General features: G+C 58.9%; 7 protein-coding genes. 6 read left to right on the top strand and 1 reads right to left on the bottom strand.

Translation table 11 applies throughout. From position 1 onward, the window contains the following. Positions 1-47: 47 nt before the first annotated feature. A complete protein-coding gene (locus HA50_RS11460) occupies positions 48-539 on the bottom strand; it encodes an SH3 domain-containing protein (protein ID WP_244989071.1) in 492 nt (163 codons plus the stop codon). 495 nt (positions 540-1,034) lie between these two features. Here HA50_RS11460 and HA50_RS11455 point away from each other — a divergent pair, with 495 nt between their 5' ends. The 6 genes from HA50_RS11455 to HA50_RS11430 all read left to right on the top strand — a co-directional run bounded on the left by HA50_RS11455 (position 1,035) and on the right by HA50_RS11430 (position 12,134). Continuing rightward, complete coding sequence (locus HA50_RS11455; RefSeq protein WP_084875467.1) at positions 1,035-2,255, top strand: nitrate regulatory protein; 1,221 nt, start codon at positions 1,035-1,037, stop codon at positions 2,253-2,255. A 265-nt stretch (positions 2,256-2,520) separates the two neighbouring features. After that, positions 2,521-3,771, top strand: a complete 1,251-nt coding sequence (locus HA50_RS11450; RefSeq protein WP_084875464.1) for a CmpA/NrtA family ABC transporter substrate-binding protein — start codon at positions 2,521-2,523, stop codon at positions 3,769-3,771. An 11-nt stretch (positions 3,772-3,782) separates the two neighbouring features. Then, positions 3,783-4,658 carry a nitrate ABC transporter permease gene (ntrB, locus tag HA50_RS11445; protein ID WP_084875462.1) on the top strand — a complete coding sequence of 292 codons (876 nt, stop codon included), beginning with the start codon at positions 3,783-3,785 and terminating at the stop codon, positions 4,656-4,658. 12 nt (positions 4,659-4,670) lie between these two features. Then, positions 4,671-5,459, top strand: a complete 789-nt coding sequence (locus tag HA50_RS11440; protein ID WP_084875459.1) for an ABC transporter ATP-binding protein — start codon at positions 4,671-4,673, stop codon at positions 5,457-5,459. A 10-nt stretch (positions 5,460-5,469) separates the two neighbouring features. Further along, positions 5,470-9,534, top strand: a complete 4,065-nt coding sequence (gene nirB, locus HA50_RS11435) for a nitrite reductase large subunit NirB (protein ID WP_208617284.1) — start codon at positions 5,470-5,472, stop codon at positions 9,532-9,534. Beyond that, positions 9,531-12,134, top strand: coding sequence for a nitrate reductase (locus HA50_RS11430; protein WP_084875454.1), 2,604 nt, complete (start codon positions 9,531-9,533; stop codon positions 12,132-12,134). The genes nirB and HA50_RS11430 overlap by 4 nt, the downstream gene beginning before the upstream one ends. Positions 12,135-12,140: the final 6 nt, after the last annotated feature.

Genomic DNA, 12,140 nt, shown 5'->3' with positions numbered 1-12,140 from the left:
CCGCAGAGAGTCAGCCTTCTGCGGGCAATATGCGCCGGATTTCATGTTCAGTCTAAGATCCAGGTCGCGGTATCGTTGGTGCGGCATGCCTTGCTGGCACCCCCCACGTCTACACAGACCTGTTTGCTGCGGCGGGGACGGGGACGGTCGCTGCGCACGGTGGCATCATAACGGCTGCTTTCGACGCCCGCTTTCGGCGGCACGTAGCCAATCAGCTGACCCTGCGCTTCATCTGCAATCGCCAGCCAGCTATGCTCAACCCGACCTAAAACTTCAAAGGTTTTACCGGTTTCCAGGTAACGCACCACTTTGCCGCTATAGTCGGGTGTAGTCATGATGGATGCGCCATATAAGGCACGAAAGCTCTCATTGACCGGCGTGAACTCGTCAGGTGCTGCCACCGCATGACGATGAACCAGTTTAACCCCATTCACTTCACTGGTTACCAGGGTGTCATCTGTCACTGGCGGCGGTGGCGCTTTACAACTCGCCAGAGTGAGCACCGCCAGCAGTGTTAGCACAAGACTCTTATTCACCATGATCCTCAAATTTCATCAGATTAACTACATAATGGGGAGTCCTGAGTGCCGGTTAACGGACGCAGGAGGTCGGATTATGCAGTGAGAAAGCCATCAAAAAAACAGACAGATTACAGAAAGATAGTGCTCCCGTCAGTCTACCTAAGACTTTTGAGAATTCAAACCATTGCACCGTATGAAATCCCGTGCTAACGGGGAAAACGGGACGATCGTTGGGTGATAAAAAAACTGTGCGCGTGGGGATAGTTAAGCCAATTTAACTTATTTGGTGCTATTCGGCGCTCAGGCCAGCGTAAGCGCTATTGATGCCTGTCAGGACCAAAAATAAACGGTAAATAAGATTAATCTATTTTCTGTTGTAAAAAAAGATTGCGGCAGTAAACAATTTTCTTACTTTCAGAATATCCGCCCCTGATTCGGCCCGTTGCAACTTCAGTTCCGGCATGGCTTTTGCTAAGTCTTTTAGTCGAAAAGGTTATTTGCCAGGAGAATGCGATGACTCAGGCTGTGGATTATTTGCAGGCCAGCCGCGCGAGCGAAATTGCCAGCCTGCAACGGCTGCTGCGTACTGGTGAATTAATCACTGCAATCAGTGAGTTAATTCATCTGTTGCAACGTGAAAGAGGCGTCAGCAACATCTGGTTGTGTTCAGACGGGCGTTTATTTGGTGATGAGCTGGAAGCGCGCGCGTTGGATGTCCAGCGCGGTCAGCAACTCATGCTCGCCGTGCTGCCACCGGCAGATGCGCAACCAGGCTATAGCCGCTTCTGCCTGCTTATCGCGGCGGGTTTACAGGCGCTGGAAGGATTACCCGCACTGCGGTTGCAGGTACAAAGCCAGCAACTGGCGCATGCGCAGGCGATGGACGCGTTCAACCACATTATCCGTACCTTACTCAATCTGGTGTTTGAAGCGGCGGATACCGCCAGCGAGCCGGATATTTCACGCGCGCTGATCGCGCTGTTCAGCTTTATGCAGGGGAAAGAGTTGGCCGGGCAGGAACGTGCCACCGGGTCAGCAGGTTTTGCCGCCGGACATTTTAGCGACCAGCAGCGGCAGCGGTTGCAGGCATTGATAGAAGCCCAGGAGCAAAGCTTCGCCACCTTCAGTCAGTTTGCCGATGCCTACAACCTGCAACGCTGGCGCACCATGGCGGATGCGGGAAGTGACATTGAACGTCTGCGACGTATCGCCTGTACCGGCGCGCATTGTGGCGAGAACGGGGTACTGCAATGGTTCCGGCTGCTCACCGCACGTCTCGATCAAATGAAACAGATAGAAGATGGTCTGAGCGCCATGTTGATGAGCTGCTGCCGGCGTGCCATCACCGCCAGCGAGCAGCACGATACCCACGCGCCTGCGCTGGCAGATGAGGCCGGTTTCACTTTATATGTGGCAGGGGCTAACTGGCTGGCGGGGCAGGATATCACGCTGGATAGCAATGGCCTGGCCCCCCAGTTGGGACGTTCGGTGCTGTCGCTGATCCGTGAGCAGGCGCAGCGTTTACAAACGCAGGCCGATGAACTGGCCAGCATGCGTGCCTCGCTGGATGAGCGCAAAATCATCGATCAGGCCAAGGGGTGGTTGATGCAACAGCATGGCTACAATGAGCAGGACGCGTGGCAGACGCTGCGTAAAAGCGCCATGAACCAGAACAAACGCATTCTTGAAATCGCTCAGGCGATCCTCGCGGTCGCCGCCACGTTAAAGACATAACCCATTAGAGTTAGCTGCACAAACAATGTGCGTATTTTGCGTCAATGCAGTGCGCACCGCTGAACGAAAAAAGGGCTTAGACACTTAACTGCCTGAAATGCCGCCCTTCACCTTCCTGGCACAGCCTTTGCAATATCCTGAATGACATTACGCATTTGTTTTGCCAACGGCGGCAGAACGAGTGCTTTGGATAAAGGCGTCCGGCCCCGTGCGATTGCATGTGGGAGGACGCCTTTTTTTATTCCTTTTTTTCAGGGTAAAGCGGATGAGCAAAACGCGGTTTTCGATTTCCCGTCGTCAGTTTTTGCTGGGCAGTGCGGTGGTAGGCAGTAGCTATCTGCTGCCTGGGTTACGCAACGCCGTCTGGGCAGCAGGCAGTGATGCGCCGGAGAAAAGTACGGTGCGGGTGGGGTTTATCCCGTTGACGGACTGCGCGCCGGTGGTCATGGCGGCAGTAAAAGGATTCGACAAAAAATACGGCCTCAGCCTGCAACCCAGCAAAGAAGCCAGCTGGGCAGCAGTGCGCGACAAACTGACGTCCGGTGAGCTGGATGCGGCCCATGCGTTGTACGGCATGATCTATGGCCTGCAATTGGGTGTGGCCGGTCCGCAGCACGAGATGGCCAACCTGATGACGCTGAACAACAATGGCCAGGCCATCACCTTAGCCAATCAGCTGAAAGATCAGAAGGTGACCGATGCCGCCAGCCTGAAAACCCTGATCGCGGGCAGCGCCAAAGGGACTTACACCTTCGCTCACACCTTTCCCACCAGCACCCACGCCATGTGGCTGTATTACTGGCTGGCGAATGCCGGGATCGATCCCATTGAGGATGTGCGTACCGTGGTGGTACCGCCGCCGCAGATGGTGATGAACATGAAGATCGGCAATATGAGCGGCTTCTGCGTCGGCGAACCCTGGAACCAGCGTGCCATCAGCGACAACATTGGTTTCACCGCCGCAACCACACAGCAAATCTGGCCGGATCACCCGGAAAAAATCCTCGCTACCCGCTCGCAATGGGTCACGGAAAACCCTAACACCGCCCGCGCACTCACCGCTGCGGTTCTGGAGGCCGCGCGCTGGATTGATGCCTCTGACGACAACCGACGTGAAACCGCGCAAACCCTGGCGGGACGCGCCTGGATCAACACCAAACCGGAAATCCTCGAAGGCCGCATGTTGGGTCATTACGAAAATGGTCTCGGTCAGCAATGGCAGGACGCACATGCGATGCGTTTCTTCCATGACGGTGAAGTCAGCTTCCCGTGGCTTTCCGATGGCATGTGGTTTCTGACGCAACTGAAACGCTGGGGAATGCTGAAAAGCGATCCGGATTACCTCGGCGTGGCACAGAAAATCAACCGTATCGACATCTATAAGCAGGCTGCGGCTGCGGTGGGCAATGTCACGCTGCCCACTGGCGTCATGCGCAGCAGCACCCTGATGGACGGCAAAGTGTGGGACGGCAGCAATCCTGCCGCCTACGCCGCCAGTTTCGCTATTCACCATTAAGAGGAGTTGCCATGAAATCTGAAGCGCGCACCCTGAAAACGCCGGTCAGCGCCGCCACTCCGACGGCGCAGGTGATCACTCTCAAGGTTCAAACGGCCCCCAGCGTCCGCCAGCCGTGGCTGCGGCCACTGTTGCAACGGCTGATTCCGGCAGGTTGCGGCATCCTGCTGCTGTTGCTGGTATGGCAAATCGCCGCGTTATCCAGCAAAGGCTTTCCCACGCCTTACGCCACCTGGCAGGCGGCGCTGACCCTGTTTGCCGACCCCTTCTATAACAACGGTCCAAACGACCAGGGCATTGGCTGGAACGTGCTGGCGTCGTTGCAACGTGTGGCGGTGGGCTTTGGCCTGGCAGCACTGGTGGGGATTCCGGCGGGTTTTCTGCTCGGTCGCTTCACCTTTGTCTCCCGCATGTTCAACCCGATTATCGCGCTGCTGCGTCCGGTAAGCCCGCTCGCCTGGCTGCCAATCGGCCTGCTGCTGTTTCAGCGTGCTGAACCGGCCTCCAGCTGGACCATTTTTATCTGCTCCATCTGGCCGATGGTGATCAACACCGCCGAAGGGGTGCAACGGATCCCGCAGGATTACCTCAACGTGGCGCGGGTGCTGCAACTGTCTGAATGGACGGTGATGCGCCGCATCCTTTTCCCGGCGGTGTTGCCCGCAGTGTTGACCGGGGTACGCCTGTCCATCGGTATCGCCTGGCTGGTGATCGTCGCCGCCGAGATGCTGACCGGCGGCCTGGGGATCGGTTTCTGGATCTGGAATGAGTGGAACAACCTCAATGTGGAAAACATTCTGATTGCCATTGTGATCATCGGCGTGGTCGGGCTGCTGCTCGAACAGATGCTGATGCTGCTGGCGCGTCGTTTTAGCTGGGATAAATAAGGAGCCTATCTGATGAATCCGATCATTCGTGTGCAGCAGGTGAGTCAGCGTTTCGCCACGGCTCAGGGTGATTTCCTCGCCCTCGACAACGTCAGTTTTGACATCCATCCGGGAGAAACCCTCAGCCTGATTGGTCACTCCGGCTGCGGCAAATCGACGCTGCTCAACCTGATTGCCGGGCTGACCGCGCCGAGCAGCGGCGTGCTGCTGTGTGACAACCGTGAAATCACGGGTCCTGGCCCGGAACGTGCGGTGGTGTTTCAAAACCATTCGCTGCTGCCGTGGCTGACGGCGTATCAAAACGTCGAACTGGCTGTGCAGCAGGTGTTTAAAGGCAAGATGAACCGCAGCGAGATGGCGGAATGGATTGAGCACAACCTCGGCAGGGTGCAGATGAGTCATGCCATGCATAAGCGTCCGGGAGAAATCTCGGGTGGCATGAAACAACGCGTGGGCATTGCCCGTGCGCTGGCAATGAAACCGCGCGTGTTGTTGCTGGATGAACCCTTTGGTGCGCTGGATGCACTGACCCGCGCTCATTTGCAGGACAGCGTGATGCGCATCCAGCAGGAACTCAACACCACCATCGTGCTGATTACTCACGATGTAGACGAAGCGGTGCTGCTTTCGGACCGGGTGCTGATGATGACCAATGGGCCTGCTGCGCAGGTTGGCGAGATTCTGGCGATTGATTTGCCACGCCCGCGCTCGCGTGTGGCGCTGGCCGATGAGCCGCGTTATCACCAGTTGCGTCAGCAAATCCTGCATTTCCTCTACGAAAAGCAGACGGCAGTCGCGTAAGGAGCCGGGCATGCAGCAGCTGATTGTCATCGGAAACGGTATGGCGGGGATGCGCATGGTGGAAACCCTGCTGCAGCGTGCGCCAGGACGTTATGCGATTACCGTCATTGGCCGCGAACCCGAGGGAAATTACAACCGGGTGCTGCTGTCGCCGGTGCTGGCGGGGGAGAAAACCTTCGCTGAAACCCTGATTCATTCCCCGCAATGGTATGCGGAGAACGGCGTCAGGTTGCTGGCGGGGGAAGAGGTCGAGTCGGTGGACATCGCCGCCCGACTGCTGCACACCGACCAGCGCACCCTGAGCTGGGACAAGCTGGTATTTGCCTGCGGATCGCAGCCACGGATGCCATCGCTGCCCGGCATCGGCCAGCCCCATGTGTTGGGATTCCGCACCTTACGCGATGTGAAAAAAATGCAGGCTGAGGTGGGACCGGTGGTGGTGCTGGGCGGTGGCCTGGTTGGCGTTGAGGCGGCAGCGGCACTGCGCCAGCAGGGGCGCGCAGTCACGTTACTGCACCATCGTCCCTGGCTGCTGGATCGTCAGCTGGATGCTCACGCCGGGTCGCTGTTGCAGCAACACCTGACCGCACGTGGTATCGACTGCCGTCTCGGGGTGTCGTTGCAGCAGGTGGAGGCGCAGCAGGTGATGCTCACCGATGGTAGCCAGATCGCCGCACAGCAGGTGGTGATTGCCATCGGCGTCATTCCGGAGATTGCGCTGGCGCAGGCGGCGGGCGTGCCTTGTCAACGCGGCATTCTGGTGAATCGCCAGCTGCATACCGCGATCCCCGGTATCTATGCCCTGGGTGAATGCTGCGAGATTGACGGCGAAACCTTCGGTCTGGTCGCACCCTGTCTGGCACAGGCGGCAGTGCTGGCCGGAAGTCTGGCGGGGGAGCCGGTGGATGATTTTTATTACCAGGAGAGCGGCACCCGGCTCAAGGTCAGCGGCATCGAGATGTTCAGTGCCGGAGAGATGAGTGAAGCCCCTTCGCTGACCAGCTTCGACCCGCTAGCGGGACACTACCAACGGCTGTTCCTGCGTGATGGCGTGCTTTCAGGCGTGCTGTTGTTTGGTGACAGCAGTCCGGCAGCAACGTTACTCACCCGATTACAACGGACCGAACGCGTTGATATCAATGCGCTGTTTGGCCTGGACAACAATACGACGCAGCCAGTGGCTGCAGGAAGCACAATGATGAGCAAACCCATTCTCGCAGTCGTGGGCCACGGTATGGTTGGCCACCATTTTCTTGAGCAACTGGTCAGCCGCGAGCTGCATCAGCAATATCATATTGTGGTGTACGGCGACGAGCCGCAGATGGCTTACGATCGCGTGCATCTGACAGAGTATTTCACCGGCAAAAGTGCTGACGACCTGTCATTGGTGAGTGACAATTTTTTCCAGCAGCACGGCATTGAGTTGCGTAGCGGTTGTGAAGTCAATGCGATTGACCCGCAGCGCCGCAGCCTGCGCGACAGCCAGGGGAACGAACTGGCGTGGGACAAACTGGTGCTGGCGACCGGCTCGGTGCCGTTTGTGCCACCGGTACCAGGCCATGACCTGCCGCGTTGCTTTGTCTATCGTACGCTGGCGGATCTCGATGCTATCGCCGCCTGTGCGCGTGGGGCGAAACGCGGGGTGGTGATTGGTGGCGGTTTGCTGGGTCTGGAGGCGGCTAATGCTCTGAAGCAACTGGGGCTGGAAACCCATGTGGTTGAGTTTGCGCCGCGCCTGATGGCCGTGCAGCTGGATGACGGTGGCGCGCAAATGCTGCGTGGCAAAATCAGCGCCCTCGGGGTGCAGGTGCACACCAGCAAGGCAACGGAAGCCATTGAGAGCCAGCCGGACGGCAGCGTGCAACTGCGCTTCGCTGATGGCAGCCTGCTGGATACCGACCTGGTGGTGTTTTCCGCCGGGATCCGCCCGCGTGATGCGCTGGCGCGGGCGGCAGGCATGACCCTCGGTGAACGTGGCGGCATCGTCATTGATGATAACTGCGCGACCAGCGTGCGCGATGTGTATGCCATCGGTGAATGCGCCCTGTGGCACGGACAAATTTTTGGTCTGGTGGCACCGGGCTACCAGATGGCGCGGGTGCTGGCCGGACAACTGGCTCAGGAAGAGACGGCCTTCAGCGGCGCGGATATGAGCACCAAACTTAAGCTGCTGGGGGTGGAAGTCGCATCATTTGGCGACGCTCATGGCCGTACTCCGGCCAGCCAGAACTATCAATGGATCGATAACCCGAAAGGCATCTACAAAAAGCTGGTGGTGTCTGAGGATGGCAAAACCCTGCTGGGCGGGGTGCTGGTGGGAGACAGCAGCGATTACGCCAGCCTGCTGCAAATGATGCTGAATAAAATGGCGCTGCCGGAAGCGCCGGAAAGCCTGATTCTGCCTCAGCTGGCGGGTGCGCCAGCCAAAGCACTCGGCGTTGCCGCGTTGCCGGACAGCGCACAGATTTGCTCCTGCCACAATGTCAGCAAAGGCGACATCTGTACTGCCGTGCAAAGCGGCTGTGGCGATATGGCGGCACTGAAAAGCTGCACCAAAGCGGCCACCGGTTGTGGGGGCTGTAGCGCGCTGGTGAAGCAGGTGATGGAGCATCAGCTCGCCAGCCTCGGTGTTGAAGTGAAGAAGGACATTTGCGAGCACTTTGCCTGGTCACGCCAGGAGTTGTATCACCTGATCCGCGTGGGTGAAATCACCACGTTTGATGAGTTGCTGGCCCAGCATGGTCGTGGTCATGGCTGCGAAATCTGCAAGCCGTTGGTGGGTTCACTGCTGGCCTCCTGCTGGAATGATTATTTGCTTAAACCCGCGCATCTGCCGTTGCAGGACACCAACGATCGCTACTTCGCTAACATCCAGAAAGATGGCACCTACTCGGTGGTGCCGCGCGTACCCGGTGGTGAAATCACCCCGCAGGGCCTGATTGCGATTGGTGAAGTGGCGGCGCAGTACGACCTCTACACCAAAATTACCGGCGGACAACGTATCGACCTGTTTGGTGCGCGTCTCGATCAACTGCCCGCTATCTGGGAAGCGCTGATTGCCGCCGGATTTGAAACCGGCCATGCCTATGGCAAATCGCTGCGCACGGTAAAATCCTGCGTCGGATCGAGCTGGTGCCGCTACGGCGTGCAGGATTCCACCGCTTTTGCCATCGCGCTGGAGCATCGCTACAAGGGCCTGCGTGCGCCGCACAAAATTAAAATGGCGGTGTCTGGCTGCACGCGCGAATGTGCCGAAGCGCAGAGCAAAGATATTGGCGTGATCGCCACTGATAAAGGCTGGAACCTGTATGTGTGCGGCAATGGCGGTATGAAACCCCGCCATGCTGACCTGTTTGCCAGCGACCTGGATGACGACACCCTGATCCGTTATGTCGATCGCATCCTGATGTTCTATGTCCGCACTGCCGATCGTTTGCAACGCACCAGCGTGTGGATGGACAACATGGAGGGCGGGCTGGCGTATCTGCGTGAGGTGGTGATTGACGATGCGCTTGGCATCGGTGCCACGCTGGAGCAGGAGATGCAGCTGGTGGTGGATCGTTATCAGTGCGAATGGCACACCACGCTGGCCGACCCGTCGCGCCGTGCGTTGTTCAGTGCCACCATCAACAGCGACCAGCCGGACGAAACCCTGCATTACAGCGAAGTACGTGGCCAGCGTCAGCCGGTTGATAACCTAAGCATCCCGGTGCTGACCCTGCCAGCGGAACCGTGGCACGCCATCTGTGATGAGGCGGCGATCCCCCCTGCGGCAGGTGTCGGGGCGCGGCTGGGTCAGCAGCGTGTGGCCTTGTTCCGCTTCGGTAGTGCCATTTATGCGCTGGAGGATATTGAACCGGGTACTCAGGCCAGCGTGTTGTCACGCGGCATTCTCGGTGATGTGGCCGGGGAGCCGGTGGTGATCTCGCCATTGTATAAGCAGCGGATACGCCTGCGTGACGGGCAAAGCCTCGACAACCCCCAGCTGCAATTACGTTGCTGGCCAGTACGGGTTGAGGGTGGCAAAGTCTGGCTGGGTAATCAGCCGCTGCTGGCCCTGGCGGCAGCATCATGAAAACCACCTGTCCCTACTGTGGCGTGGGTTGCGGCGTCGAGATCCCTGCTCCTGATGCCCCGGTCAGTGGCGACCGCCAGCATCCGGCTAACTTTGGCCGCCTGTGCGTCAAGGGTTCTGCGCTGGGGGAAACGCTAGGACAGGAGGGACGTTTGCTGTGGCCGCAGGTCAAAGGCCAGCGTGTCAGCATGGATCAGGCACTGGATTATGTGGCCGCAGGATTGCGTGACATCATCCATCAGCATGGCCCACAGGCAGTGGCGTTTTATGCCTCTGGCCAGCTGCTGACCGAAGATTACTACGCCGCCAATAAACTGATGAAAGGCTTTATTGGTGCCGCCAATATCGATACCAACTCGCGGCTGTGTATGGCCTCGGCGGTGGTGGGATACAAACGGGCCTTCGGTGCCGATGCGGTGCCTTGCTGCTATGAGGACATTGAGCAGACGGACCTGGTGATTCTGGTGGGTTCCAACGCGGCCTGGGCGCATCCGGTTGCCTGGCAGAGGCTGGTGCAGGCGAAGCAGCAGCGGCCAGAGATGAAGCTGGTGGTTATCGATCCGCGGCGGACCGCCAGCTGTGATGTGGCCGATCTGCATCTGGCCTTGCGTCCCGGCAGCGATAGCGCCTTATTTGCCGGATTACTTAACTGGCTGAGCAGCGAGGGCGGCATCGATCGCAGTATGCTGCCGCACCTCGACCATGTCGAAGCGACGCTGGCAGCCTGTACTGACTGGGATCTGGCCGCCGTTGCCCGTGCCTGCCAGCTGGATCAGGCCAGCATCCTTGCCTTCTGGCAGCTATTCACCGCGCATCCCCGTGTCTTGACGTTATGGTGCATGGGGATCAACCAGTCGCAGACTGGCAGCGACAATAACAACGCCATCCTTAACGTGCATCTGCTGAGCGGCAAAATTGGCCGTCCGGGATGTGGGCCTTTCTCGCTCACCGGCCAGCCCAATGCCATGGGCGGGCGCGAAGTAGGCGGCCTGGCCAATCAACTGGCCGCGCATATGGGGTTTAGCGTGGAAGAGGTGGATCGACTGGCCCGTTTCTGGCGCAGCGAGCGGGTAGCCTCTCAGCCTGGCCTGAAGGCAGTAGAGTTGTTCCAGGCGGTTGAACGTGGTGAGGTGAAAGCGGTCTGGATTATGGGCACCAATCCGGCGGTGTCGATGCCGGAGGGAAATCGCGTGGCTGAAGCGCTGGCGCGTTGCCCGCTGGTGATTGTCTCGGAGGTGAGTGCGGCCACCGATACCAGCGCTTATGCCGACGTGCTGCTTCCCGCTCAGGGGTGGGGGGAAAAGAATGGCACCGTGACCAATTCGGAACGCCGCATTTCGCGGCAACGCAGTTTTGTTGCACCCGCCGGGGAAGCGAAGCCAGACTGGTGGTTGCTGGCTCAGGTGGCTCAGCGCCTCGGTTATGAGGACGCTTTTGGCTGGCAGCATCCCCATGAAATCTTTATTGAACATGCAGCGTTGTCTGGCTTTGAAAATCAGGGGCGTCGTGCGTTTGATATCAGCGCCCTGGCAACGCTGAGTCGTGAACAGTATGACCAGTTGCAGCCGGTGCAGTGGCCGGTTAACCCGGCTGCCCCGGCAGGTACTGCCCGGCTGTTCAGCGATCGCCGCTTCTTTCATCCAGAGGGTAAAGCCCGTCTGCTGCCGGTAGCCATTCCGTTATCTACCCCATCGTCCGAACATTATCCGTTGCTGATGAACACCGGGCGTATCCGCGATCAGTGGCACACCATGACGCGTACCGGTGCAGTGCCGCGGCTGATGCAGCATTACGACGAACCTTTTGTATTGCTGCATCCCCATGACGCGGCGGCACATGGCCTGAGTCAGGGGGATCTGACGCGGGTGCAATCACAGCTTGGCTGGTGGTGTGGCCGGGTGAATATTGATAACGGCCTGACGCGTGGACAGCTGTTTATCCCGATGCACTGGACGCGTCAGTACAGCGCCCAGGCGAATGTCGATGGGCTGGTGGCGGCGCGTTGTTGTCCGGATTCCGGGCAACCAGCCCTCAAGCAAACTGCCGTGCGTCTGCAACCGCTGCGTCCGCAGTGGCAGGGCTGGTTGTGGCAGCGTGAGCAGGCGGATCCACAGCATGTGGATTATTGGTCACGCGCGCCGCAGCCGGGTGTCCAGCGTTATGTGCTGGCCGGGCAGGGCTCACCAGCCGATTGGTTACAGCAACAGCCCGGTGCAGCTGAACTGCAATGGCAGCAAGCCCGTGCAGGACAGCAGCTGCATCTGTTGGGCTGGCGCGATGGTCAGCTGGAGCGGGCATTCTATGCCGCTCCCTGGTTACCAGAGATTGACCATTCCTTTGTCGCGTTGGGATTCAGCGAACATCCAGCCACGGCGCAACAACGTCATGCGTTACTTGGCGGACGGCCTGCGCAGGGAGAGAGCCAGGGACGGACCATTTGCAGCTGTTTTGGCGTCGGTGAAGTCGCCATCCGACGAGCCATTGAGCAGGGTTGCCACTCTCCGGCAGCGCTGGGCGCATCGCTCAAGTGCGGCACCAACTGTGGCTCCTGTATTCCGGAGCTGAAACAACTTATCAGCGCGCTTCAGGTAGCGCAGTAGCGGAGG

The sequence above is a fragment of the Pantoea cypripedii genome (assembly GCF_002095535.1).
Taxonomy (GTDB): Bacteria; Pseudomonadota; Gammaproteobacteria; order Enterobacterales; family Enterobacteriaceae; genus Pantoea; species Pantoea cypripedii.
The sequence above is the reverse complement of the archived record's forward strand: the minus strand, read 5'-3'. Positions and strand labels throughout refer to the sequence as shown.